This is a genomic window from Micromonospora sp. NPDC049903 (assembly GCF_044460945.1).
Lineage (GTDB): Bacteria > Actinomycetota > Actinomycetes > Mycobacteriales > Micromonosporaceae > Micromonospora.
This window is the reverse complement of record NZ_JBITKL010000016.1, coordinates 50,480-74,773: the sequence shown is the minus strand read 5'-3', so window position 1 is coordinate 74,773 and position 24,294 is coordinate 50,480. Positions and strand designations below refer to the sequence as shown.

The 24,294-nt window shown below is 71.2% G+C and carries 25 protein-coding genes and 1 pseudogene; 11 read left to right on the top strand and 15 right to left on the bottom strand.

Annotation, left to right across the window (positions count from 1 at the left end; all coding sequences use genetic code 11):
• Positions 1 to 3: 3 nt before the first annotated feature.
• Entirely contained in the window at positions 4 to 201 is a 198-nt protein-coding gene (locus ACIBO1_RS22450; protein WP_396749574.1) for a hypothetical protein, read from the top strand.
• Positions 202 to 264: 63 nt separating this feature from the next.
• Here the strand turns inward: ACIBO1_RS22450 and ACIBO1_RS22445 are convergent, their stop codons facing one another.
• From ACIBO1_RS22445 to ACIBO1_RS22435, 3 genes are read right to left on the bottom strand one after another with little or no spacing between them, the layout of a single operon-like run.
• Positions 265 to 810 (bottom strand): SUKH-4 family immunity protein, encoded by a 546-nt coding sequence (locus tag ACIBO1_RS22445; RefSeq protein WP_396749571.1) that lies wholly within the window; start codon positions 808 to 810, stop codon positions 265 to 267.
• Positions 811 to 845: 35 nt separating this feature from the next.
• Complete coding sequence (locus ACIBO1_RS22440; RefSeq protein WP_396749568.1) at positions 846 to 1,433, bottom strand: GIY-YIG nuclease family protein; 588 nt, start codon at positions 1,431 to 1,433, stop codon at positions 846 to 848.
• 47 nt (positions 1,434 to 1,480) lie between these two features.
• Complete coding sequence (locus tag ACIBO1_RS22435; protein ID WP_396749566.1) at positions 1,481 to 2,263, bottom strand: phytanoyl-CoA dioxygenase family protein; 783 nt, start codon at positions 2,261 to 2,263, stop codon at positions 1,481 to 1,483.
• A gap of 202 nt (positions 2,264 to 2,465) precedes the next feature.
• Here ACIBO1_RS22435 and ACIBO1_RS22430 point away from each other — a divergent pair, with 202 nt between their 5' ends.
• The gene (locus ACIBO1_RS22430; RefSeq protein ID WP_396749564.1) at positions 2,466 to 2,897 is read left to right on the top strand and encodes a hypothetical protein; all 432 of its coding nucleotides are present in this window, start codon (positions 2,466 to 2,468) and stop codon (positions 2,895 to 2,897) included.
• Between the two features lie 44 nt (positions 2,898 to 2,941).
• Here ACIBO1_RS22430 and ACIBO1_RS22425 read toward each other — a convergent pair whose 3' ends face one another.
• From ACIBO1_RS22425 to ACIBO1_RS22395, 7 genes are read right to left on the bottom strand one after another with little or no spacing between them, the layout of a single operon-like run.
• A complete protein-coding gene (locus tag ACIBO1_RS22425) occupies positions 2,942 to 3,958 on the bottom strand; it encodes a sensor histidine kinase (protein WP_396749562.1) in 1,017 nt (338 codons plus the stop codon).
• Positions 3,955 to 4,665, bottom strand: coding sequence for a response regulator transcription factor (locus ACIBO1_RS22420; RefSeq protein WP_396749560.1), 711 nt, complete (start codon positions 4,663 to 4,665; stop codon positions 3,955 to 3,957). Before ACIBO1_RS22420 ends, ACIBO1_RS22425 begins: the two co-directional genes overlap by 4 nt.
• A gap of 10 nt (positions 4,666 to 4,675) precedes the next feature.
• On the bottom strand, positions 4,676 to 5,134 hold the full coding sequence (locus tag ACIBO1_RS22415) for a hypothetical protein (RefSeq protein WP_396749557.1): 459 nt from the start codon (positions 5,132 to 5,134) through the stop codon (positions 4,676 to 4,678).
• Positions 5,131 to 6,345 carry a molybdopterin-dependent oxidoreductase gene (locus ACIBO1_RS22410; RefSeq protein ID WP_396749554.1) on the bottom strand — a complete coding sequence of 405 codons (1,215 nt, stop codon included), beginning with the start codon at positions 6,343 to 6,345 and terminating at the stop codon, positions 5,131 to 5,133. The genes ACIBO1_RS22415 and ACIBO1_RS22410 overlap by 4 nt, the downstream gene beginning before the upstream one ends.
• On the bottom strand, positions 6,342 to 6,983 hold the full coding sequence (locus ACIBO1_RS22405) for a methyltransferase domain-containing protein (protein ID WP_396749551.1): 642 nt from the start codon (positions 6,981 to 6,983) through the stop codon (positions 6,342 to 6,344). Before ACIBO1_RS22405 ends, ACIBO1_RS22410 begins: the two co-directional genes overlap by 4 nt.
• Positions 6,980 to 7,639 (bottom strand): TIGR04282 family arsenosugar biosynthesis glycosyltransferase, encoded by a 660-nt coding sequence (locus ACIBO1_RS22400; RefSeq protein ID WP_396749548.1) that lies wholly within the window; start codon positions 7,637 to 7,639, stop codon positions 6,980 to 6,982. Before ACIBO1_RS22400 ends, ACIBO1_RS22405 begins: the two co-directional genes overlap by 4 nt.
• Positions 7,636 to 8,295, bottom strand: coding sequence for a glycosyltransferase family 2 protein (locus ACIBO1_RS22395; RefSeq protein WP_131051082.1), 660 nt, complete (start codon positions 8,293 to 8,295; stop codon positions 7,636 to 7,638). The genes ACIBO1_RS22400 and ACIBO1_RS22395 overlap by 4 nt, the downstream gene beginning before the upstream one ends.
• Before the next feature lie 123 nt (positions 8,296 to 8,418).
• Here ACIBO1_RS22395 and ACIBO1_RS22390 point away from each other — a divergent pair, with 123 nt between their 5' ends.
• The 3 genes from ACIBO1_RS22390 (at position 8,419) to ACIBO1_RS22380 (ending at position 11,761) form a co-directional block, all read left to right on the top strand.
• Positions 8,419 to 9,468 (top strand): NAD-dependent epimerase/dehydratase family protein, encoded by a 1,050-nt coding sequence (locus ACIBO1_RS22390; protein ID WP_396749545.1) that lies wholly within the window; start codon positions 8,419 to 8,421, stop codon positions 9,466 to 9,468.
• Positions 9,465 to 10,853, top strand: a complete 1,389-nt coding sequence (locus tag ACIBO1_RS22385; RefSeq protein ID WP_396749543.1) for a hypothetical protein — start codon at positions 9,465 to 9,467, stop codon at positions 10,851 to 10,853. Before ACIBO1_RS22390 ends, ACIBO1_RS22385 begins: the two co-directional genes overlap by 4 nt.
• A gap of 104 nt (positions 10,854 to 10,957) precedes the next feature.
• A complete protein-coding gene (locus tag ACIBO1_RS22380; RefSeq protein WP_396749540.1) occupies positions 10,958 to 11,761 on the top strand; it encodes an S-methyl-5'-thioadenosine phosphorylase in 804 nt (267 codons plus the stop codon).
• 81 nt (positions 11,762 to 11,842) lie between these two features.
• On the opposite strand, the gene ACIBO1_RS22375 is transcribed toward ACIBO1_RS22380, so the two are convergent.
• From ACIBO1_RS22375 to ACIBO1_RS22365, 3 genes are read right to left on the bottom strand one after another with little or no spacing between them, the layout of a single operon-like run.
• Positions 11,843 to 12,559: an SDR family NAD(P)-dependent oxidoreductase gene (locus ACIBO1_RS22375; protein ID WP_396749538.1), complete on the bottom strand. Its 717-nt coding sequence runs from the start codon at positions 12,557 to 12,559 to the stop codon at positions 11,843 to 11,845.
• Positions 12,560 to 12,616: 57 nt separating this feature from the next.
• On the bottom strand, positions 12,617 to 13,024 hold the full coding sequence (locus tag ACIBO1_RS22370; RefSeq protein ID WP_396749536.1) for a nitroreductase family deazaflavin-dependent oxidoreductase: 408 nt from the start codon (positions 13,022 to 13,024) through the stop codon (positions 12,617 to 12,619).
• 45 nt (positions 13,025 to 13,069) lie between these two features.
• Positions 13,070 to 14,131: a winged helix-turn-helix domain-containing protein gene (locus tag ACIBO1_RS22365; RefSeq protein ID WP_396749533.1), complete on the bottom strand. Its 1,062-nt coding sequence runs from the start codon at positions 14,129 to 14,131 to the stop codon at positions 13,070 to 13,072.
• A 95-nt stretch (positions 14,132 to 14,226) separates the two neighbouring features.
• On the opposite strand from ACIBO1_RS22365, the gene ACIBO1_RS22360 reads away from it, so the two are divergent.
• The 4 genes from ACIBO1_RS22360 (at position 14,227) to ACIBO1_RS22345 (ending at position 22,390) form a co-directional block, all read left to right on the top strand.
• On the top strand, positions 14,227 to 15,423 hold the full coding sequence (locus ACIBO1_RS22360) for an MFS transporter (protein ID WP_396749531.1): 1,197 nt from the start codon (positions 14,227 to 14,229) through the stop codon (positions 15,421 to 15,423).
• 2 nt (positions 15,424 to 15,425) lie between these two features.
• Positions 15,426 to 15,950 (top strand): YfbM family protein, encoded by a 525-nt coding sequence (locus ACIBO1_RS22355; protein WP_396749740.1) that lies wholly within the window; start codon positions 15,426 to 15,428, stop codon positions 15,948 to 15,950.
• 349 nt (positions 15,951 to 16,299) lie between these two features.
• Positions 16,300 to 19,155 carry a BTAD domain-containing putative transcriptional regulator gene (locus ACIBO1_RS22350; RefSeq protein WP_396749529.1) on the top strand — a complete coding sequence of 952 codons (2,856 nt, stop codon included), beginning with the start codon at positions 16,300 to 16,302 and terminating at the stop codon, positions 19,153 to 19,155.
• Positions 19,156 to 19,315: 160 nt separating this feature from the next.
• Positions 19,316 to 22,390, top strand: a complete 3,075-nt coding sequence (locus ACIBO1_RS22345; protein WP_396749526.1) for a hypothetical protein — start codon at positions 19,316 to 19,318, stop codon at positions 22,388 to 22,390.
• 99 nt (positions 22,391 to 22,489) lie between these two features.
• Here ACIBO1_RS22345 and ACIBO1_RS22340 read toward each other — a convergent pair whose 3' ends face one another.
• Both ACIBO1_RS22340 and ACIBO1_RS22335 read right to left on the bottom strand, forming a co-directional pair.
• Complete coding sequence (locus ACIBO1_RS22340; RefSeq protein ID WP_396749524.1) at positions 22,490 to 22,819, bottom strand: PspC domain-containing protein; 330 nt, start codon at positions 22,817 to 22,819, stop codon at positions 22,490 to 22,492.
• A pseudogene (locus ACIBO1_RS22335) lies at positions 22,746 to 22,988 on the bottom strand (VOC family protein); the annotation flags it as partial. The pseudogene ACIBO1_RS22335 and the gene ACIBO1_RS22340, both read right to left, overlap by 74 nt.
• A 146-nt stretch (positions 22,989 to 23,134) precedes the next feature.
• On the opposite strand from ACIBO1_RS22335, the gene ACIBO1_RS22330 reads away from it, so the two are divergent.
• Positions 23,135 to 23,794 carry a class I SAM-dependent DNA methyltransferase gene (locus ACIBO1_RS22330; RefSeq protein WP_396749522.1) on the top strand — a complete coding sequence of 220 codons (660 nt, stop codon included), beginning with the start codon at positions 23,135 to 23,137 and terminating at the stop codon, positions 23,792 to 23,794.
• A 69-nt stretch (positions 23,795 to 23,863) separates the two neighbouring features.
• On the top strand, positions 23,864 to 24,217 hold the full coding sequence (locus ACIBO1_RS22325; protein ID WP_396749520.1) for a nuclear transport factor 2 family protein: 354 nt from the start codon (positions 23,864 to 23,866) through the stop codon (positions 24,215 to 24,217).
• Positions 24,218 to 24,294 lie beyond the last annotated feature (77 nt).

The window sequence follows — 24,294 nt, the reverse complement described above, 5'->3', positions numbered from 1 at the left end:
GTCATGGGCGACGGTGACGCGGCAGACGCCGGAGATCTCGGCGGACCGGACTTCGCTCCGGTGGTCCCCGCGGTGGAGAGCAGCGCCTTCGGCGCCCCGCCCGTCCATCGGGCGACCATCGTCGTGCTCGGCCCCGGATACCACGGGTACGCCGTCCTGACCCGGACCCCGCCGCAGCCCGACCCCGACCCGCCTGCCTGACACCTCCCGGTGCGTGCTGAGCGGGGGAGCCGCCGGCCGCACAGCGTCACGAGCCGGCGGCCATCACTCGAACTGCGACTCGAGGTCGTTCAACAGGAGCGTCCACGGGGTCTGCCCGTATCCGGCCGTGGGGTCGCGGGCGAGCAGGGACGCCCGGATGCCGGCCATGCCCTCGGCGAGGATCTCGGCATCGAGTAGTCCCTGCTCGTCGAGGTCGTCCAGGCGGGACATCGTCGTTCGCAGCACGCCGAGGAAGTAGAGCAGTGCGGCGATGTCGGAGTTGATCACACGGGTGTGGTGCGCTGCCGCAGCGGCGAACTCGAACGCCCGCTCGGACGACAACTCGACGGCGAGGCAGATGTGCGAGTGGTCGGCGGTGACGACGAGGAACTGGAGCTGCCCTTGGCGTACCGGGTCAGGGAGGTGGCCACCCTCGGGGAAGTAGACGTTGAGCACCTCGACCGTGGGTAGGCCGACCTCGGTGAGGAATCTGCGGGTACCCGGTGGTATCGCAGCCGGGACCAGCGCGGGGACGACCGGTGCGAGCCGGCCCTCCCATGCCTGGCGGACCTCTGCGTCGGTGATGCCGCTGCGTGCGTGGCCGCTCATGTCGCTGCCCCGCTCATTCGCCGACCGCCTGCCGGTCAGGGGGCCGGTGCGGGCTGCTCCGGCTGGCTGCTGGCGTTGTACGCGTTCTTGGCGGCGACCACGGCCGCTTGACGGTGCTCCGGGTCGACGCCGTGAACGTTGAGCGGCGGGTGCAGACGCCGGACGAGTTCCGCCTCGATGGTCGTGGGCTCCGGGTCCTCGGCCCAGGTCAACCGCAGGTGCGCGGTCATCCACGCGGTCAGCCGTGCCTCGTCCTCCGGGACCAGGACGACCCGGTCGGTCCACGTCGTCCGGTATTCCTCCGCCACCAGCAGCCCGGCCAGCGTACGGCGTAGCGTCGAGCTGCCCGACCGCCGCAGATGGTTGCGCAGGATCCGGCCTCGCAGGCTGGTCGCCCGTCCGAGATACAGCATCCGCAGCGACGGGACGTGCTCGTTCGGCGGCCCGGGGAGATCGGGCAGGACCAGCGGGTCGGCCCACCAGGCGTAGACGCCGCTGCCCCGACTGAGCCGCTTGGCGGCGACATCGAGCTCGACCGGTGCGCCGGAGAGCAGCCGTAGGGCCGCCTCGACTCGTTCTTCGTCGGTGGGGAGGTCGTCGGGCCGTACCTGGGGAACGGTCATCGAGACCATCCTAGGTCCAGGGGCGATCGAGGTCGGGCGCGCCGGGGTCAGTCGGCCGCCGTCTGCCGCAGCCACTGCTCGGGATCCTGGCCCGCGACGAGACCCAGATAGTCGCTGGCCGGGGCCACGCCGGCCAGGCGGCGTAGCGCCGGGGCCAGCAGCCGGAGCTGCTCGACGCCGGTGGCCAGGATGTGGTTGTCGGCGGGCCGGAGCCAGGGCAGGACGTGTTCACAGATGAGGGCTCGGCGGGTGGTCTCGGCCGCGTTGTGTCCGGCGGCGTGCCAGAGGCGACCGCTGTAGACGAGCGCGCTGCCGGCGGGCATGACCGCCGGGACAAGCTCGTGCGGTTGCGGACGGCGACCGTCGGCCCAGCGGTGACTGCCCGGGGCGATCAGGGTGGCACCGTTGCTGTCGGTGAAGTCGTCGAGTGCCCAGATGACGTTGGTCTCCGCCTCCACCTGCCGGGGGAGGGGATAGACGCCCGCGTCGACGTGCAGCGCCTGGGCACCCTGGCCCGGGTCCACGGCGGACAGGAACAGCATGCCGAACTGGTACACCTCGCCCAGACACGCGGTGACGAGGCGGTGCACCTCGGGATGCAGCAGCAACGGTTCGAGAGCGCCGGGGCGACTCAGCAGGGAATAGACGCGGCGGGTGCGCCGGCCGTCGAAGTCGTTGTCGCTCCAGCCGACCCCGCGCAGCAGGTCGTCCGCGTGATCGCGGGCCGCGGCCAGCTCCGCGCCGGACAACACCCCCGGCAGCACCACGAAGCCGTCGGTCCGCAGTGCGGACAGAGCGGGCGCAGAGCGATCGCCATCGATCACCGTCACGACGCCAGATCCTACGACGGCGCGACCCGGCGGATGGCCCGTAGCGGAGCCGCACAGGACTGATGCGGTGGGCCGGAGGGGTTTCGCTGGCCGGCGGCAACGGGTAGCGGCTATCCATGGATCGCAATCTGGCCAAGGCCCTCCATGCCGCGTGGGAGCTGCCGGAGTTCCGGGACGGGCTGCGTCACCTAATCTCGACGAGGTGACGCACCTGCTGGCGAGGTTGTCCGTGGCGGACCAGGATCACGAGGTGGAACGCAGCCTGTTGCAGCTGCTGCGTACCGGCCTGGACAAGCCCGAGATCCGGGAAGCGGTGTTGCTGCTGCTGGAGAACGACGAGGTGCGTCGCCCTCTCGTCGTCGCGGTGCAACCGCTGGTCAAGCAACCGGGTCAGGCGGCGGCCATCGCGTCGGCGGCCGAGGACCCCACGGTACGACGCGAGGTGCGGGCGGCCCTGGACAGCGCCCGGGTGCGTGAGCTGATCTGGCAGGCGATCGACGACCAGCAGAGCAACAATCGGTTCGGACTGATCCGTCGGGCGGCGGTGCTGTTCGTCCGGCACGCGAGCGTCCGGCGTCTCACCTGGGCCCTGCGCCGGCACGGCGTACTCCGGGAACTACGCCGCGACTCGTGAGTCTCGTGGCCGTCCGCCGCGGTGCCCGCGCCACCGTGCCGTGGTCAGGTGGCCGGTAGGCGTACCTCGAACCGGCAGCCACGGTCGGTGTTGCGGACGTCCACCCAGCCGCCGTGTGCCTCCACGAGGCCACGCACGATGGCCAGGCCCAGCCCTCCACCACCGCCCGACCCTGCAGCCCCGGGTGTACGGGCACGTTCGCCTCGGAACGCGACGTCGAAGACCCGGTCCAGGTCCTCGCCGGGAATGCCGCCGCAGGTGTCGGAGACGGCCAGCCACACGTTGTCGGGATCGTGGCCGGCGGCGATGTGCACGCTGCCGTCCTCCGGTGTGTACCGCACGGAATTGATCAGCAGGTTGCTGACGATCCGGGCGAGTTCGCGTTCACCGGCCCGGACGTAGGGCCAGCCGCTGTCTGCGGCGATCAGGTGGATGCGGCGGCGGGCGGCGAGCGGTGCGACTCCGGCGATCGCGTCGGACACCACGTCGCGGAGCGGCACGGTGGTGGGTACGAGTCGCAGCGCGCCGGCGTTGATCCGGGACAGCTCGAACAGGTCGTCGACGAGTTGGGCCATCCGGTCGGTCTCCACCCGGATGCGTCGGTGGTATTCGTCGACGACGGCCGGGTCGTGGATGATGCGGTCCTCGAGGGCCTCGGCCATGGCCCGCAGCCCGGCCAGGGGAGTACGCAGGTCGTGGGAGACCCAGGCGACGAGTTCCCGGCGACCGGCCTCCAGCCGCCGCTCGCGGTCCCGGGCCGTCTGCGCCCAGACGGCGGAGGCGGCCAGCCGACTGCCGAAGATGGTGCCGACGGCGAGGCTGATCACCGCGGCGGCGCTGACCGTGACCAGGACGACCCACAGGTCGTGCGGGGAGAGGAACATGGCCTGTGCCACCGTGACGATTCCGGCGACCACGGCGAGCACGGTGACGGTGAGCAGCACCAGGATGTGCACGAGGATCGAGCGGCCCCGCAGCAGCCGGAGCGCTGCGGCACCGGCCAGGCCGACGGCGCCACCGGCGGCGAGGGCGTAGAGCCCGATGAGAAGCGTGTCGGTCACGCGTCGGTGTCCTCGTCGAGCGGGTCGTAGCGGTAGCCGACGCCCCAGACGGTGCGGATGCGCTGTGGTTCGGCCGGGTCGTTCTCGATCTTCTCGCGCAGGCGGCGAACGTGGACGGTGACCGTGGACTGGTCGCCGAACTGCCATCCCCAGACCTTGTCCAGCAGGTCGCTGCGGGACCAGGCGCGCCCGGGATGACGCATCAGGAACATCAGCAGATCGAACTCCCGGCTGGTCAGCGCCAGCGGTGCGCCGTCCAGCCTGGCGGTGCGTCGGGCGGTGTCCACGGTCAGCGCCGCGTCGATCAGCTTGGCCGAGGCGGTGGGCGGTGCGGCGGGTGCGGCGGTGCGGCGGAGCACGGAGCGGATGCGCAGCACGAGTTCGCGGGGAGAGAAGGGCTTGGTGACGTAGTCGTCGGCGCCGACTTCGAGACCGAGGACACGGTCGGCCTCCTCGCCGAGGGCGGTGAGCATGACCACCGGCAGGTCCGGCAGTTGTCGCCGGATCCGGCGGCACACCTCCAGACCGTCGATGCCGGGCATCATGAGGTCGAGGACCACGAGGTCGGGGCGCGCGGCGGCGATCGCGGCGAGACCGTCGGCGCCGTCGGCGGCCAACTGGACCTCGCAGCCGGCCTGCTCCAGGTAGCGTCGGACGACGTCACTGACCGTCGGGTCGTCGTCGACCACCAGCACGCGATGTCCCATCCTGAGCACGCTATCCACCGGAGGTCGCGGACTGCCCCTCGCCCGGTCTTTCGGATTCCTTACGATCCGCCGCCGCGCGCCGCCGCCCGCGCGACAGGCATGCCAGCAGCGTCGTACCGGCGATGACCAGTAGGACGGCAAGGAGATTGCGGCCGTACGGCAGGGGCAGCACTGAGGCGTTGTCGGCCACGCGCCCGTATCCCAGCACGAGGGGGAGCGCCACCACGGTGATCGCGGCGGCGCTGACGGCGGCGATCCGTACCGTCATCCGGTGCCGCAGCGGGACCCGGGTCGACGCGGCACCGACGGCCAGCACGGCCGCCATCCACACGACGTCGTGGCCCACCAGCACGGCGGCCAGGAAGAACAGCACCCCGCCCGGCGCCAGGTCGGGATCGGCGACGGCACCGACGACGGCGTACGCCATGAGCAGGCACCCGCCGACGACCAGGACGGTCCGGGTCCTCATCGGTGCTCCTCGACGGTGATCCGGCTGACCCATTTGGTCTGCAGCACACCGGGCCGGTTGGGCGCGATCAGCCGGGCCGGGTAGCCGTGGTCGAGGTGCAGCGGTTCGCCGCCGAGCCGCAGCGCGATCAGGGTCAGCGGGTCACGGACGTGTTCCGGCGGCACGGTGCAGGCGCGGTACCTACCGCCCACCTGAAGCGACTCGACCAGTGCCGTGGTGTGCCGAGGATCGGCGTCCACCAGCCCGACCAGGTCACGCAGCCGTACCCCGGTCCACGTCGCGGTGGCACTCCAGCCTTCCACGCAGGCGATCGGCAGGCGCGCGGTGTACTGCGGCAGTCCGCGCAGCGCGGCGAGGTCCAGGGTGACACGACGACCCGGTCCGGTGATCTGGAGGCGGTACGCCGGATCGAGGGCGGCGATGCGTACTCCGGCACCGTCAGCGGCCCGGTTGACCGGCAGGCCCTGTGGTCCCGTGTCGGGGTGGCGGGGGGCGAGCACCGCGATGCCGGCCAACGGCCGGATCGTCTGCCCGACCGTGGTCAGGGTGACCAGCCCGGATGCGGCGGCGACGCCACCGAGCAGGGCGCGTCGGCTCAGGCCGTCCTGCCGTGGCTCGTGACGGGGACGGGTGAGGGCGGCGCGGACGGCCGGCAGGTGGACACCGACGTGCACCAGGAGTGCGCCGAGCGCCAGCCAGGCCACCCGGTAGTGCCCGGCGGTGAAGAAGAACGGCATCGGCGCGTACCAGCGGGAGATGTTGAGGACGCCGCTGACCAACAGGAACAGGGCGGCGGCCACCAACACGGCGAGGCTGGTGCGTTCGGCCGCGTGGGCGAGGGAGCGGGCCGGCGGCCAGCCGAACAGGCGGGGGTAGACCGACCAGAGTTTGGCGCCGAGCAGCGGTATCGAGGCGAGACCGGTCGCCACGTGCAGGCCCTGGGTGAACCGGTAGAGCCCGACCGGGCGCGACGGCCACCCGAACCAGCCCGGCGGGTGTTGGATCAGGTGGCTGAGCAGGCCGGTGGCGAAGCAGATGCCGAAGGCCAGTCCGAGGGCGGCGCCGAGTTGGCCGGTGAGCCGGGTGGACCGTAACCGGGACGGGAACGCGCCGGGACGCGTCGGTCCCCGCCGCAGGGCGACAGGTGGTGGCGGCAGTGGTGCCAGGCACCACTGGGCGATCCGCTGCAGGACGCTCGCGGGGCCGGTCACCGGGGGGTCAGGGTGGCGAACCACCGGCCCGCCTCCGTCCAGGTGTGCACGACGCGCATCGCCGTGGCGTCGGCCAGTCCGGGCAGGTCGTCGAGGGGTACGCAGGCCCAGCGCAGTGCGCGGTCGTCGCTGTGGGGGCTCTGTACCTGCGCGGTGCCGGCCCAAGCGGGCGTACCGGCGGGTGCCAGTTCCACGTGCAGGCGTCCGTCGGCGGCCAGCAGGTGACGGCACCGGTGCAGCAGCCGGGGTGGGTCACCGCCGATACCGATGTTGCCGTCGGCCAGCAGCAGGTGACGCCAGCGGCCGGTGCCGGGCACCGGGCCGAAGACGTCGCGGCGCAGGGCGGGTGCGCCGCGTCGGCGGGCCAAGCGGACGGCGCTGGCGCTGAGGTCGATGCCGAGGGCCGTGCGGCCGGCGTCGACGAGTGCGCTGGTGAGTCGGCCGGGGCCGCAGCCGACGTCGAGGGTGTGGCTGGTGCAGGCGGCGATCAGCGTGTCGTCTCCGGCGATGACGTCACGGCACCAGGCGGCCGGGTCGAAGCGGTAGACGGCGCCACTGGCGTGCCGGGCGGTGAATCCGGCCGGGATGCCGGCGGCGGCCCGGTCGATCGCGGTGTCGAAGACCGCGACGGCGTTCACCGGGCCACCGCTGCGGGAGTCGGTGCCTCGGTGGTGACGGCGCGGGCGAACCGGCTGCCCGGTGGGCACAGGGCCGCCACGGCGTGGGCGTCGGCGACGGTGTCCACGTCGGTCAGCTCAGGCATCAGGTGCACCTGCAGGCCGCGACGGCGCAACGCGTCCAGGGTGTGCCGGCCGGTGGTCGTCGTGGAGGTGGCGATGCTTCGCAGCGCGGTGGCGTGGCGGGGGTCGCGCAGGCCCAACGTCCACCAGCCGCCGTCGGCGGCGGGACCGAGCACCGCGTCCGGGCCGCCGGTCGCGCCGAGCAGTTCTCGGGCCGTGTCGAGGTGCTCGGCGCGTAGCTGGGGGGTGTCCATGCCGATCAGAACGGTGGGTGTGCCGGGTCGGCGGGTGTCCGTGAACGCGTTGGCGAGGCGGTCGCCGAGGGGATCGCCGCGCTGGGGGAGCGTCGTCCACCCCGCAGGAGCGGGGTACGCGCCGTCGAGGACGAGGACCCGGGTGCCGGCTGCGGTGGCGGAGACGGTGTCGAGGGTGTCGGCCAGGGCGGCGGCGGCGATCCGGGCGGCCTGCGCGGGCGTGCAGGGTGGGCAGAGCCGCGTCTTGACCCGTCCGGGCGTGGGTGCCTTGGCCAGCACCAGGATCTGGAGGTCGTTCACCGGGCCAGCACCGCACTCATGTCGCGGATGGCACGGGCGGTGCCGAGCAGGGTGCCGGTCACCTTCGAGCGGGTGCCGGCGGCTCTGGGGTGGTAGGCGACGTCGATCTCGACGACCCGCCAGCCGGCCCGGTCCGCCGCGATCAGCAGCTCCAGCGGGTACCCGAACCGGCGGTCGCGCAGCCCGAGGGCGAGCAGGTCGTCGCGGCGTACGGCCCGCATCGGGCCGATGTCGTGCACGTGCAGGCCGGTGGTGCGGCGCAGCCGGTGCGTGAGGACGGCGTTGGCCGCCCGCGCGTGCAGCGGCCACACCCCGCGCGCGGCAGGGCGGCGTCGGCCGGTGGCCAACTCCGCCTGCCCGTTGCGTACGGAGGAGGCCAGCCAGGGCAGTTGCGCCGGGTCGAAGGAACCGTCGGCGTCCATCACGCACACCACCCCGTCGACGGGGTCCGCGGCCAGGACACCGGCGTGCACGGCGGCACCGTAGCCGGGTTCGGCCACGCTGATCACCTGCGCGCCGTGGGCGCGTGCCACGTCGGCCGAGCCGTCGGTCGAACCGTTGTCCACCACGATCGGTCGGTAGCCGGCCGGTATCCGGGCCAGCAGGGCGGGCAGCGCCGGGGCCTCGTTCCGGCAGGGAAGCACCACATCGGTCATGTCGCGGACGCTAATGAGGATCTCGCGGGCCAGGTATTACCAGCCGATGATGAAGTCTTACGGAGCGCTGACGGCTCGTCCGCGCGGCTCCCTGCGGGGCCCGGCTGGCTCTAGCGTCGGCGCGTGCCTCACGTACTCGTCACCGGCGGAGCCGGTTTCATCGGGACCCATGTCGTCGCCGCGCTGCACCGCGCCGGTCATCAGGTGTCCGTGGTGGACGCCGGTCACCCGGGCGCGCACCGCACGCCGCTGCCGGACACCGTGGACGGTGCCCCGCTGCGCCGGGTCGACCTGCGCGACCGGGCCGCCGTCGCCGACGCTCTGACCGGCGTCGACGTGGTGGTGCACCAGGCGGCCGTAGTCGGGCTCGGCGTCAACCTCGACGACCTGCCCGAGTACGTCGGGTGCAACGACCTCGGGACCGCCGTCCTGCTCGCCGAGATGGCCCGCGCGGACATCCACCGGCTCGTGCTGGCCAGTTCGATGGTCGTCTACGGTGAGGGCGCCTACCGCTGCGCCCGGCACGGTGCGGTCCGCCCCGCTCCCCGTGCGGCCGCCGACCTGGCCGACGCCCGGTTCGAACCGCCCTGCCCCGACTGCGGCATCGCGCTGGATCCGGGGCTGGTCGACGAGGAAACGTCGCTGGACCCGCGCAGTGTCTACGCCGCCACCAAGGTCGCCCAGGAACACCTGACGTCGGCCTGGTGCCGGCAGACCGGTGGCACGGTGGTGGCGCTGCGTTACCACAACGTGTACGGACCCGGCATGCCGCAGGACACTCCGTACAGCGGGGTCGCGGCGATCTTCCGCTCGGCGCTGGCCGCCGGTCGGGCCCCACGCGTGTTCGAGGACGGCTGTCAGCGACGGGACTTCGTGCACGTCGACGACGTGGCGGCGGCCAACCTGGCGGCGGTGGCCGCGACCGGATGCCGGGTCGGGTGGCGCGCCTACAACATCGCCTCCGGACATCCGGCCACCATCGGGCAGATGGCCACCGAACTCGCCCGGGCCGCCGGGGGACCCGCACCGGTGGTCACCGGCGACTTCCGGCTCGGCGACGTACGCCACGTGGTCGCCTCACCGGCCCGGGCCCGAGCCGAACTCGGCTTCCGCGCGGCGATCCGTCTCACCGACGGCGTCGCGGAGTTCGCCCACGCGCCCCTGCGCGGATGAGCACGGCCCTGCTCGCTCGGCTGCGGCGCGACACGGCACGGGCCGACGTGATCGCCGTGCTGGTCGCCGTCGGGCTGTTCGCCGTGGCCGCCGCTGTCGGCGGTGTGCTCTACCTGCTGGGGCGTCCGGTGTACGCCAGTGCGGCACCGCTGTACGCGCACTGGCGGCCGCACGTCGGCCCTGGCACCCCACTGGCCGTGGCGGTGGCCGTCCTGGTCTGCTGGCGAGGAGCCGCGCTGGCCGCCCGCCTGCCCTGGCGGCGGCTGCTCGTGCTGTCCTATGCCGCCGCGGTGTCCTGGACGCTGTCCCTGGCGCTGATCGACGGCTGGCAGCGCGGCATCGCCGGCCGGTTGACCACCCACCACGAGTACCTGCACGAGGTCCCCGGCGTCACCGACATCCCCGTCATGCTCGGTACGTTCACCACCCGGATCCTGGACTTCCAACCGGACTCGTGGACCACCCACGTCTCCGGCCATCCGCCCGGCGCGCTGGTGGTGTTCGTCTGGCTCGACCGGATCGGGTTGGGTGGTGGCGGCTGGGCCGGGGTGCTGTGCATCCTGACCTCCGCGCTCACCGCCGTGGCCGTACCGCACACCGTGCGGCTGCTCGGCGGGGACGACGCGGCGCGCGCGGTGCTGCCGTTCGCGGTGGTGTTTCCGGGGGCGGTGTGGGCCGGCGTGTCCGCCGACGGTCTGTTCGCCGGCGTGACCGCCGCCGGTGTCGCATTGCTGGCCCACGCCGTCATCCGGGGCAGCGCGTGCGGCGCGTTCGTCGGCGGTGCGCTGCTGGGTTTCGGCTGCTACCTCTCCTACGGCCTGGTGCTGATGGTGCCGATCGTGCTGGCCGTGGTGATCCTGGGACGCCGGCACCGGCCCGCCGCATGGTGGGCGCTCGGGGGTGCGGCGTTGGTCGTCGGGGCGTTCACGGCTGCCGGCTTCGATTGGCTGGCCGGCTATCACCTGGTGATCGAGCGCTACTACCAGGGCATCGCCAGTGAGCGTGCCTACGGCTACTGGGTGTGGGCCAACCTGGCGCTCCTGCTCGTCGCCGCAGGCCCGGCCGCCGTGGTCGTCCTCCGCCGCGCCGCCGTCGCCGGGTGGCAGGCGGTCGCGTCGCTGCGGTCGAGGGCCGACGTGGTCGGGCTGCTCGACGGCAGACCCGGGTACGCCGCCTGGCTGCTGCCCCTCGCCGCTGCGGCGGCGATCGTCGCCGCGGACCTGTCCGGCTACAGCAAGGCCGAGGTCGAACGCATCTGGCTGCCCTTCACGGTGTGGCTGATGGCCGGTGCCGCCCTGATCACCGGCCCCGGCCGCCGCACGTGGCTCATCGCGCAGGCCGTGGTGGCGCTCGCGGTCAACCACCTGCTGTTGACGGCGTGGTAGACCGTTCGCCGCCGATCGGTGGTGCATCGACAAGGACTGATCGTGAGTCTCCGGACCGGGACCGATCCCGGAACTACCGGAGCATCCACCATGGAAGGTGACCAGTGTCCCCAACTGCTGACCTCGCCGTCATCGGCGGCTCGGGTCTCTACACGCTGCTCGACGGCGCCACGGAACACACCGTGCCGACCCCGTACGGCCCGCCCTCCGACGCGGTGACGATCGCCGACGTGGGCGGACGTACGGTGGCGTTCCTTCCACGACACGGACGGGACCACCGGCATTCTCCGGGCCGGATTCCCTACCGGGCCAACCTGTGGGCGTTGCGGTCCCTCGGCGTACGGCAGGTGTTCGCGCCCTGCGCCGTGGGCGGCCTGCGGCCGGAACTCGGCCCCGGCACCTTCGTGGTACCCGATCAGCTCATCGACCGGACCAGCGGCCGGATCCAGACGTACTACGAGCAGGGCGCGGCCCACGTCTCCTTCGCCGACCCGTACTGCCCGGCCGGGCGACGGGCCCTGCTGTCCGCCGCCACCGGCCGGGGCATCGACGCGCACGACGGCGGCACCATCGTCGTGGTGGAAGGACCGCGCTTCTCCACCCGTGCCGAATCCCGGTGGTACACCGAGATCGGCGGTGCGGTCGTCAACATGACCGGTCACCCCGAGGCGGTGCTCGCCCGCGAGTTGGCCCTCTGCTACAGCGCGATCGCCCTGGTCACCGACCTGGACGCCGGGGCGCAGAGCGGCCACGGCGTGACGCAGGAGGAGGTGTTCCGGGTCTTCGGCGAGAACACCGAGCGGCTGCGGAGGCTCCTGCTCGACGCGATCGCCGCGCTACCCGCCGCGCGGGAATGCCCCTGCCCGCACAGTCTGGACGGCATCACCCTTCCGATCGACCTGCCCTGAGTACATGGACGTTCCCCGGCGTGGGCTCGGTCCGAGGGCTCGGACCGCGCCGGGAACGCCGCTTGCCGCGTACCGCATGGTTCAGGTACGCGGGCCGCTCACCTGCTCGAAGCGGAACTCGCGGATGAAGCAGTCACGCGGTTGCGCCACGGCGAACAGGACGCAGTCGACGACCGACTGGGCGGTGAGGTCGCTGTCGGCCCGACGCGGTCCGTCCTGGACGAAGTCCGGCGGGAACAGGGAGATCACTCGGATCCCTTCCGGCCGAAGTCGGTGGGAGAGGATCTCGGCGAACCCGGCGTGGGCGTGCTTGGCCGCGTAGAACGCGGGATGCGCGCCCGACCGGTGCTGGCCCACCTCGCCACACGCGGAGATCATGTTGACGACGTCGGGTCGGGTCGACGCGCGCAGCAGCGGCAACAGGTGCTTGGTCAGCAGGACGGTGCCGGTCCCGCCGGCAGCCAGCACGCTCTCGATCATGTCGTCCGCGACGTCGGCCAGATCGTCACCGTGGATGTAGGGGGCACCGTTGTTGACGAGCACGTCGAGGTGGTTCGTCCGGTCGGCCAGGGCAGCGGCGAATCCACGCACCGAGTCCGGCGTGGCGAGGTCGCAGTGAAAGGCCTCGGCCCGGCCTGCTCCTCGCCGGTTGATCTCATCCACGACACGTTGTGCCGCCTCCACGTCGCGGGCCGAGAGGAAGACCTGTGCACCGCGTGCGGCGAACGCCTCGGCGAGAAGTCGGCCCGTGTCCCGTGCCGCGCCGGTGATGGCGACGCGCGTACCGTCAAGATCCATGGCCGCCAGTGAAGCACCTCAACTCAGGTTGAGGTCAAGGAGCGGTGTCGTGTCCGCCTACGGCGCCGGTTCCAGGACGATGACCGGGATCTGGCGGGTGGTCTTGCGCTCGTAGTCGGCGAAGCCCGGGTAGGCGGCCTTCTGCGCGCTCCAGATCCGCTCCCGTTCGTCCCCCTCGGCGACCCGGGCGACCAATTCGACCGTGTCGGTGCCGATCTCCGCCCGGATCTGCGGATGCGCGACCAGGTTGTGGAACCAGTCGGGATTGGTGGGAGCCCCGCCCTTGGACGCGAACACGGCGTAGCCGCCGTCCAGCTTCTGGTACATCATCGGGCTCACGCGCGTCTGGCCGCTCTTGGCGCCGACCGTGTGCAACAGCAGCAGTGGCGCGCCCTCGAACTGGCCACCCACCTGCCCACCGTTGGCGCGAAACTCGGCGATGATCTTCTCGTTCCAGTCGCTCATGGATTCCCCTCGCCCCCGTACGTCGGCTCCGTGACCACGATTCTGTCAGTCCTGACGGTCGATGACACGGCGACGCGGGTGAGCGGCGACGGCCAATCGTCCGGAGGCGGCATCGGGTCGATCTGGGCCTCGGCCGCGCGGGACGGGGGCAGACTGCAGCTCGACCAGCAGGTCACCGCCGGGCGTGCGGAAGTACAACACCGACCGGCCCGACCGCCGTCGCCCGACCAACTGCGCCTGGAGCAGGACATCGAGGTGCCCCCCGACGGACCCGAAGCCGTATCCGGTCAGAGCGACCAACTGCGTCGGGCTCTTCGGCGCGTCCAGCAGAGTGAGAATCTTTGCGCGGACCGGCCCGAGCAGGCGGCTCAGCGCCTCCGGTGGCGGGTTGCGGGACGGGTCGGCCAGCATGGCGGAGCAGGGGTACACCACTGCGTACCGATGGGGCCTGGTCGAGCTGAGCCACCCCCGGCGGGTGCTGCTCGGGATGAACAGCAGCGGTGCGTCCGCCAGGTCCTCTGTGGGCAGGTCGTAGGTGTTGACCTGGAGCCGACCGTCGCCGAGCCAGCGCATCCCCGACCGCATCCGGTCGAGCGCGCAGGCCCATCCACCGGAGCTGAGGTGGTCGGTCCGAGCGACGATGTCGGCCTCCAGAACGCGCCGACGGCGCGGCCAGTCGGATGCCACCGTGTGGGTCCAGACCCAGTCGAGCAGGTCGGCTGACCGTGACGGCAGGTCCGGGCTCAGCAGCTCCGGGGGCAGCGGCGTACCCGTACCGATGCTGAGGTCGTGCCGGGCGACCTCCAACGAGGTTGCGCGGACCCGGCGGAGCTCGTCGGTGAAGGTGGCGTCGGGGTGGTCCGGCGGCGGTGTCAGGAAGCCGGCCAACCACCTCGGCCGGAAGGCGGCCCGCACGAGCGCCGCAGCGAACGGGTCATTCGCTATCCGGGTCCGGTAGGCGCCGACGTGGGCCTCCAGCCATGCGCGCTGACCGGGCAACGACACCCCGGCGTGCAGGGACTTCAAGGCCGCGACCGTCTCGGTCAGAGCAGAGACGGTGAAGCGGCTGCGGGCGAGGGCTTCCGCGCCGATGCGCCAGATCCCCACCTGCCCCCCATTTCCCGTAGACCTGGGACCGCCGGGTTTTCGTGCGGAGACGAAAACCTACCGCGCCCGGATCGACGCTCACCACACTCCGGATCATGCACAGCTATCGGGAGTTGTTCCAGACCCGCGAATTCACACCGTTCTTCGCCACGGTATTCCTGCAGACCGCAGCCCGGACCGTGACCGGCCTCGCTCTCGGCATTCTCGTCTACTCCACCACCGGATCGCCGCTGCTCTCCGCGCTGAGCCTGTTCGGCTCCCACTTCGCCCAGGTCATCGGCGCGGTCACCCTGCTCAGCGTCGCGGACCGGGTGCCGCCTCGGGCCGCGATGACCGTCACGGGCCTGTTCTTCGGGCTGGGCAGCGTGGCCATGGCGTCTCCCGGCGTGCCGCTCTGGGTGATCTTCGGCGTCATCGCCGCGCAGGGCCTGGTGGGCTCCGTCGCCGGTGGCGTCCGCTGGGGGCTGCTCGGCGACATCGTGCCCGGACCCGGCTACGTCCTCGGCCGGTCGGTGATGAGCATGTCGCTCGGGGCCACCCAGATCGGCGGGTACGCCCTCGGCGGCGCTCTGATCGCGGTCACCTCACCCCGCCGGGTGCTGCTGCTCGGCGCCGCCCTGTACCTCGTCGCCACGATCACCGCACGACTCGGTCTCGCTGTACGGCCGCCGCGGGCCCTCGGTCGACCGTCGGTGGGACAGACCTGGCGGGTCAACGTCGAGCTCTGGTCGGTGCCCGCCCGCCGGTACGCCTACCTCGCGATGTGGGTGCCCAACGGCCTCGTGGTCGGCTGTCAGGCGATCTTCATCCCGTACGCGCCGGACTCGGCCGGGTTGCTGTTCGTCTTCGGCGCCGTCGGGATGCTGGCCGGAGACGTGATCGTCGGCAGGTTCCTGCCACCCCGGTGGCGGGCTCGGGTGATCATTCCGATGAAGGTCCTGCTGGCCGTGCCGTACCTGCTCTTCGCGGTCCACCTTCCGCTCCCCGTCGCGGCCGTCGCCGTCGCCGCCGCGTCGTTCGGGTTCAGCGCCGACCTGCTCCTGCAGGAACGTCTGATCGCGTTGACCCCCGACGACCTGCGGGGCCAGGCGCTCGGCCTGCACTCGGCCGGAATGCTGACCATGCAGGCGGTCGCGGCGTCGGTCGCTGGTGCGCTCGCGCAGTGGGTGCCGGTGTCCACCGCGATGGTGCTGATGGCCCTGTCGTCCCTGCTGGTGACCGCCTCTCTCACGCCCAGGCTGCGTCCCGCCGCGAGGGTGCTGTCACAGGCGGCACCTAGGGTGGCGCCGTGAGCATGAACGGCAACTGGCTGCGGGTTTCTCCGGACGAGCTGGAGCGGGCAAAGGCCGACCTCGCCTGGGCCTACGACATCGCCAGGACAGCACGGAACGACGACTCCGACCGTTGGACCACCACCGACAAGGCGTGGCACGGCCTCGACTTCCTCCTCGACCGGCTGGGCTTCGAGATTCCGCTGGTGCTGGGCGCAGAGGAGTTCGTGGAGTCGCCGGACGTCGAACCCGACAGCGAGGAGATGCTCGACTTCCTGGACAACCTCGAAGACGACTGGGGCTACGGGCCGCCCTCGTATCTGACCCCGGACCAGGTGGCGGCTGCGGCCTCGGCCCTGGACACGCTCACCGAGGACGACCTCGTCCGAGGCGTCGACCCGCAGGAGCTGAACCGGGCAGAGGTCTACCCCGGCATCTGGGAGCGTCCCGGCATGCTGGAGTGGGCGGCCCACTTCCTGCCGGACGCCCGCAGCTTCTTCGCGGCAGCCGCCAAGGACGGCGACGCGGTGATCTGCTGGCTCGACTGACTCACAGTTCCCGAGACTGGGCTGTCCGGTGCCGCGGAGGAGGCCTGCGGCAGAGCGGGGCCGACAAGGCGGGGCATGGGTCCATCTTCGTCGATCAGGGATCGCCGCGCGCCGACCGCGATCAGGCTTCTCGGAGGCCGTCGGGCGCTGCGGGGCCGGTCTGTCAGCCCGACGGAGACTGGCGCGGTCGACATCGTCCACATGGTAGGGTCGACGCTTCTGTTGATCTTGCGATCGGTCGGTCTCCGAGATCCACTCCCACCAACGGTGTACGGGGTGGACCGCGAACCACCACGGTGATCATCGGCCTGATCGCGCGTGACGGCATGGGGTGGCCGGAGAAGTGTCGATGCGTCTTGCCTTCGGGGTGCTGGGTCCGTTCGTGGCGAGCGTGGACGACCACCCGGCCGACCTCGGCGGACCCCGTCAGCAAAAGGTCCTCGCCTGCCTGGTCGCCGCCCGTGGACGGATCGTGTCGGTGGAACGCCTGATGGAGCAGGTGTGGGACGACAGGATGCCACCGACGCAGGCCACCCTCTTCGGGTACGTCGCTGGCCTGCGCCGCGCGCTGGAACCCGGGCGGGCAGCCCGTACGCCGGCTAGCATCCTGGTACGAGAGGGGCCGGGCTACGCCCTGCGGGCCCCGGCGGCCTCGGTGGACGCGGAGCGGTTCACCGCGCTGGTGGTGCAAGGCGACCGGGCCGCGTCGGCGGCCGACTTCGGCACCGCGGCGACGACGCTGGACGAAGCGTTGGGCCTGTGGCGAGGCCCCGCGTACGCCGACTTCGCCGACGCAGACTTCGCCGTAGCCGAGATCGCCCGGCTGGACGCCCTGCACGCCGCCGCCCGCGAACAGCGCCTGGCGGTCGCCCTGGCCAACGGCGACCACCAGCGGGTACTCGGCGACCTGGAAGCCCTCGTGGTGGATCAGCCACTCCGTGAGCGGGGCTGGGAGTTGCTCGCCCTCGCCCTCTACCGGGCCGGGCGGCAGGGCGACGCCCTCGCCGTGTTGCGCCGGGCCCGCGAACAGCTCATCGCCGAGATCGGCGTGGACCCCGGTCCGCAACTGCGCCGGATGGAGGCGGCGGTGCTCCGTCAGGACGCCTGCCTCGAACTACCCCGGACCTCGCCCGGTCGGCCGCCGGTGCTCGCTCCACCTCGGCGTAACATCCCGGCACCGCTGTCGTCCTTCGTGGGCCGGCAGGTCGACCTTGAGGCGGTGGGACGGGCCCTCGCCGAGCATCGCCTGGTGACTGTCATCGGCGCGGGCGGGGTCGGCAAGACCCGGCTGGTGCTGGAGCACTGTCGGGGCCGCGCCGACCCGGACGGGCCCTGGCTGGTGGAGCTGGCCAGTCTGCGTGACCCGGCGGAGGTCGCCCGCGCGGTCTCCGACGTGCTCTCCCTACCCGGCATCGCCACGTCGGGGCAACTCGCCCAGCGGCTCGCCGACCGGGCGGCGGTGCTGGTCGTGGACAACGCCGAGCATCTGATCCCGGGGGTCGCCGAGCTGGCCCGGACGGTCCTCGGAGGATGTCCGGGACTGCGCCTGCTGGTCACCAGCCGGCAGCCACTGGGCGTGCCCGGCGAGGCGGTCCTGGAGCTTGCGCCGTTGCCGTTGAGCGAGGCGGTCGAGCTGTTGGTGAACCGGATCAACACGGCCAACCTGGCGGAGTGGGCCGGTGAGCCGGATCCGGCCCTGACCACGCAGGTCTGCCGCGATCTGGATGGGCTGCCGCTGGCGATCGAACTGGCCGCCGCCCAGTGCCGGAGCCTCTCTCTGCGGGAGATCGCGTTCCAGCTCGACGACCGGCTCGGCCTGCTCACCACCGGGATAGCCGGGGACCAGGATCGGCACGCCACGGTCCGCAACGCGATCGAGTGGAGCTACCAGCTGCTCACCCACACCGAACAGGCGCTGTTCCGGCAGCTCAGCGTCTTCGACGGGGGATTCGACCTGGACGCCGTCCGGCAGGTCGGCGGCGGCCCCGAGCTGCCGGAGCCGGTGCCGGCCCTGTTGGGGTTGGTGCGCAAGTCACTGGTGATCGCCGACACCGCCGCCGTCCCGCGCCGCTACCGGATGCTGGAGCTGGTGCGCGAGTACGCGACGGCGCTGCTGGTCGGTGCCGAACAGGCGCAAGCCCTGACCCGGCACCGTCGCTGGCTGGTGGGCCTGGTGGAAACCGGGGAGCAGCGGCTACCGACCGCCGACGGCGCGGCGTGGCTGCGGCGACTCGGCACCGAACGCGACAACATCCGGGCCGCGTTGACCTCCGCCCTCGCCGCCGGTGAGGACCTCACCGCAGCGCGGATCTGCGGTGCCCTCGCCTGGTTCTGGTACCGCACCGGCCAGATCGCCGAGGGGCAGCGGTGGGGTGGACGGACCCTGGCCGCCCTCGACGCCCGCCGTACCGGGGCAACAGAGACGTCCACCGGTGCGGGGGAGTCGGCCGAGTGGGTTCTGGCCCGGGCTCGGCTGTTGATGGCCATCGGCGGCTGCGCATACCTCAGCGGCGACCACGCCGGCAGCGTCGCCGCGTTCGGTGAGGCGACGCGGCTCTGCGCTCGTGTCGGGGCCCGACACCCACACACCACCGCCGCGATCTACCTGGCCTCGGTGACCGCCATCGGAGGCGACGTGGCCGGCGCACTGTCGCTGGCCGACGAGGCGGTACGGCTGGCGGACCTGGTCGGGGAGCCGTGGGCGCAGGCCGAGGCGTTGACCGTACGCAGCCAGCTCAGCCGGGCCTGCGGGGACCTGGCCCGGGCCCGTGACGAGCTGACCCGGGCCAACGCCCTGGCCCGGTCCTGCGGCCATCAGTGGGCGGTGCTCTCGTCCGGGTGGATGGACGGCAAGGTCAGCACCGACCTCGGTGAGCCGGACCGGGCGCTGCGCACCCTGGCGGAGTTGGCCCGAGACGTCGACCCCGAGCAGGACCCCCCGAGTTGGCTCGCGCTGGCGCACTCGCTGGCCGGGGCGCTCGGCCGGACCGGCCGGGCCGACACCGGCGCCGTACTGCTCGGAGCGGTGGAGGCCCTGGGCAAGAGCATCGGATACCACCCGGAGCAGATGGACCCGCACGACGGCCCGGCCAACACGGCAGCGGTCGCCGCCGCCCTCGATCCCGAGGCGTTCCAGGCCGGGCTGGCGCGTGGTCGGGAGCTGACCTGGTCCGGCCTGGCCGAACTGGTCGCCGAGGTGCGGTAGGCGCCCCGGGGACCCGCGCCAGGGCTTCCCATTCGGTTCCCAGTGGATTCCCAATGCCACGCACCAGGGTGGACGACGGTCGCCAGCGACCAGGCAGATTGGGGATGCAGGAGATGGCAGGACAAGTAACCGTGGGGGCTTCGAGCCGGGTGGTGACGAGGTGCGGTTGACGTTGATCGGTCGACCTCGCCGAACCGGCGGACGTGGGGGAAGGATCTTCACCGCGCTGGTCGCGACGGTGGCGATGACCGTCGCCGGGTTCGCCGTGGCCCCGTCGGCGGCCGCGAACAAGGTGAACCGGGTCATGATCAAGACCGAGGAGCTGCATGCCGGCCTGTTCAGCCTGCACATGCGGGCCCGGTTGGCCGGCGTGGACGGCTTCAAGGATCTGATGACCAGCGCCTCGCTGGTCGGTTTCCGGCAGGCCCACCCTGATGCGACCGCGCAGCAGCTCACCGGGCACGTGGTGGCCCTGCGCAGCCACTACGACAGCCAGCTGACCCCCGGGGACCTCCAGCGGCCGGCATACCAGTTCGCGCTGCGGATGTTGGAGTTGACCGCGCTGGCTCCGGGCGCGGTGAAGAACTCGCCCGTGATGCAGCAGATGCTGGAGGCCACCGTCGGCAGCCAGCTGGCCAACTACGGCGACATGCTCGACCAGATCAAGGCGTCGCAGTTCCAGCACTCGTGGTACCTCCAGCAGTACGGCGTGCAGGAAAAGGTCTGGCAGTCCGTGCAGGCCCTCGCGCTGTCCGACGCCGCGTTCCGCAATGCCTGGAATGCCCAGGTCGGCATCCGGTACGACGTGGACGCCGCCGCCGACATCGCCACCCTCAGCGCGGACCCGGAACTGGCGAACTGGGTGGACCTTCCTGCGATCATGGAGAACCAGATCAATAAGGACTGGTGGACCCAGGAGGGCGAGAGGCAGGCCGCGCAGCTGCTGAACCGCGCCAACGCCCAGATCCGCGGCTACAACGAGGACCTGCACGCGCTGTCGGAGCAGTACCCGCTGCGCAACGGCGCCGCCAAGCCAAGCGAGCAGGTCTACCAGGCCACGATGGCGAAGAGCGCTGGTGCCCAGCAGTGGATCAACCACGCGGCGAGCGCGTTCGAGATCCTGGCGCTGCTTGTCGGGTTCGCGAATCCGGCGGCCGGCAAGGTCATTTCCGGAGTGGGCAAGGGAGTCATCCAGATCGCCTCCGCGATCAACGGGTACCAGAGCACGGCGGCGTCCAAGGACCTCGGCAAGGTGTTGGCGTCGGTGACCACCCAGGCGCTTGCCGGCAACATCGCGGGCGCGATCTCCGCCCTGCTGCCGCTCTTCGGCGGCGGCACGAACCCGGACCCGGCGATCCGGGCGGAACTGGTCGCCCTGCGTCAACAGGTGGCGCAGTTGCACCAGAACATGAACACCCGTTTCGACCGGATCGACCAGGCGCTGGCCGGTATCTACATCGACATGCTGGCGCAGTTCCAGACCGTGGTCACCCTGCAGAACGCGACGAACGCGCAGCTGCGGCAGATCAACACCCAGCTCGCCCGGATCACCGAGCGGATCGACCTCTGGGGCAGCCTGCTGCTCAACGTCGAGCGGGACAACAAGATCAAGGAAACCAAGGAGCTGATCGACGAGTTCGTCGGCTACCGGACCCAGTTCGGCCTTGAGATGGACTACGTCAATCACTACGCGCCCGTCTCCAGCGCCCTGCGGTTCGACATGACCGACGAGGCGAAGTCGCTGCTCTTCGCCGCCCCGATTGGTCCGCGGGGTCCGAACCGGCCGGATGCCCCGGAGGACCCGGATGCCGCCCTTGACCTGTACGGCCCGTACGGCTCGATCGGCTACCTGCACGACGACGCGGTGCGGCGGGGCAAGCTGAGCGGGTCGGTGGGACTCCCGGCGAACCCGGAGATGTGGCTGCAGCCGGCGACCGGCTATCAGATGCTGCTCGCGCAGAACCCGCAGCACGCCGCCCGGGTCAATGGTCAGGTGGCGGATGCGGTCGCCTCCGGCGAGGCGATTCAGGAGGCGGTGAAGGCGTTCAGCGCGCCCAGGAAACCGACCAGCGACAACCCGCGCTGGATGAACGACTTCCTGTACGACGCGATCATGGCGTACCGCCAGACGGCGCACCAGATGGCGCAGCGGATGTCGACCATCCGGACCGAGATCGCCCAGGGCGGCCAGCACGACATGTTCGGCAGCGCCACCCAGCCCGTGCCGGCGAAGGAGAAGCCGATCGCCGAGCCGACCACGGTCCCGTCCTGCGCGGGTACGTTGCCGGCCCTCAGCCGACCGGCCCAGGTCCGCTACACGGATCTGCCGCAGGAGCTGTGGGTGGCCCAGTGGGGCAAGCCGGACTCGAAGGTGACCCTCTGCCACGACTCCGACTGGGTCAATGTGCTGACCCGGAACATGGGGGGCTGGGAGGTCACCACCGCGGACCTGGAGATCAAGTTCCAGGTCCGGCAGCGCTGGAACGGCGGCAACCAGACCGTGCGGGAATGGAGCAAGGTCTTTCCGCAGGGAGTGATCTGCCGGACGCACGAGACGCTGCCCGGCGGGGAGTGTCGCTTCATCGACCAGGAACTCGCCAAGTGGAACAGCACCTACCGGGGTGAGTTCGAACGGTCCGCCACCTACGTCGACAAGACCGAGGAGGCGCGGAAGCGGTCGCGGGACTGGTTCTATGGCCAGGGCGCCCGGTACTACAGCACCATCACCTCGGAACTGGCCAATCCCAACCCGGCCAACCCGCAGGTGCAGACCCTGCACGGACTCAACACGCGACTGACCTCGCAGGCGCGGCTGATGCAGGTGTACCTGAAGCTGGGTTTCGCCACCGCCCTGACCCAGGACGAGGTGCTGGCGCTCAACCTGCTCGGGGTCGACCGGTTCCCGGCGGACCTGAACGGGCTGAACATGATCACCGACTCGTTCGAGCAGGCCCGGGCGAACTACTGCCTGGACCGCGAGACGCCGTGCACCCTGCGGGGCACGATCGAGGGACCGAGGGCCAACCAGGTGAGGTTCAGCTGCGCCAACCCCGCCAGGACGGACCCGATCTCGTACTGCGCGGAGTGGCTCACCTACGACCGTACCGACACCATGATGGGTCGGTTGGAAGTGTGGTCGGAGAAGCGCGACAAGGGTGAGTACGTCGAGGGCCTGCCGGCGGTGGACCTGGCGCTGCGCAGCATCGAGACTGCGGACCGGATCGCCCGGGGCTGACCCCGGCAGCGCGGGAGGGCACACCCGGTCGACCGGATGTGTCCTCCCGTCGTGACCGCTCTTACACAGGGCGTTGGGCAGTCGGCGACGTCCGGCCGCTCAGGGGTATCGCGGGGCGTCCCGTCGGCGCTCATATTCGGCGACTGTCGGGACGACGGGGAGAACGAGCATCAGGACCAGGTAGGCCACGGCGAATAGTCCGCCGGTGAACAGGGTCAGCAGCAGCACGACGGTGCGTACCCAGTCGACGCGGAACTCGCCGTACGCCGCGACGCCGAGACAGACGCCGCCGAACCACTTGCCTTCGTTGATCCGGCACCAAATCGACGCCGGACGAGACGAGCTCGTCGACGATTCGGTCGATGTCGTCGACGTACCATGTCGCCAGTGTCGCCGGGCTCTTTCCAGCAGTGACCGACTGATACACATTCAGGGCAGCCGCGCCGCCGGCACCATAGACGCGGCTGCCGTCGGCGATATTCGCGCTGGGGCCCGACTGCAACGCCTGAAGGCCGAGTTTGCCCTCATAGAACGCGACCGCCCGTTGTATGTCGGACACGGCGATCGACGTCCTGAGGTGATGCTCACTCAACGGCATGAATCACTGTCGCACACGCAGGCGGGTCAGCGGGGCGGACTGATCTTGTGACGAGACCTACTCAGGCGGCGTGCTTCCTGTCGGCGGAAGGTGGAACGGGATGTTGGTGGGCCGGGCCAGGACCTGCTGGTGACACAATCCGCGAGGTGACGTCCTCTCCACCAGAACTGTTGGACTCCTGCGGGGTGCGGCGCGCCTACGACACCGTGGCGGAGGACTATGCCGCCCACCTGCCGGACACCCGCTGGGAGCCGGCGCTCGACCTGGCGATGGTCGACGCCTTCGCTGCGGCGGTGGGCAACGAGGGACGGGTCCTGGACGCGGGATGTGGCACCGGCCGGATGACTCGGTACCTCGTTGAACGTGGTTGTTCGGTGATGGGGGTCGACCTGTCGCCGGGCATGGTCGCCGTGGCCCGACGTCACCATCCCGGCCTGGTATTCACGGTGGGCTCGGTGACCGACTTGCCGTACCCAGACGACCAGTTCGCCGGCGTGATGCTGTGGTACTCGATCATCCATACACGGCCCGCTGGGCAGGCGCGCATTTTCGCGGAGGCAGCCAGGGTTCTCCGTCCAGCCGGTCATCTGCTCGTCGCATTTCAATCCGGACAGGGCACGCGCGATGCTTCCGGGGCCTACCGTCAGTTCGGCCATGAGATCGAGCTGCAGCGCCATCTGTACACGGCGGACGAACTGAGTTCGTACATCGAGGCCGTTGGTCTCCGCGAGGTGTGCCGCCTGGTGCGACGGGCGCAGGGCAAGGAACGCGACGACCAGGTGATCATGCTGGCCCGAGCACTCTGAGTTCTTCCCATCCTTCTGCCGCGAGCGAACCCGCTTGTCCTGTTGCGGCGCACTGCGGAGGATCGGTGGATGGATCTCCTCACCGCGGAACGGCGACTCCAAGCCGCCCAGCGCGCCGCCGACGTCGAGTCCCTCGACGCGCTACTGCACCCGCAGGTCGTGGGTGCCGGACCGGACGGCGCGGTCTTCACGAAGGAAGACGACTTGGAGAGCTACCGCTCCGGTGCACTGCGCATCACCAGCCTGGTGGAGGAGTCGCTCGACGTCCAGGAAGACGGTCAGACCGGGGTGACTCGCATGGTCGCTGCGGTGGATGCCGTTCAGGGCGGTGCCGTGATGTCCGCGCGGCTGCGCTATACCCGACTGTGGGTGCGTGAGGATGGCGACTGGCGGGTGTTAGCCGCCACCTTCGTACCGGTCTAGGGCCTGGCTCCGGTGGCACCTGGATCAGGTTGTTGCACATGCCGTAGCGGCATGTGGTGAGGTCGGGGCACCACAGC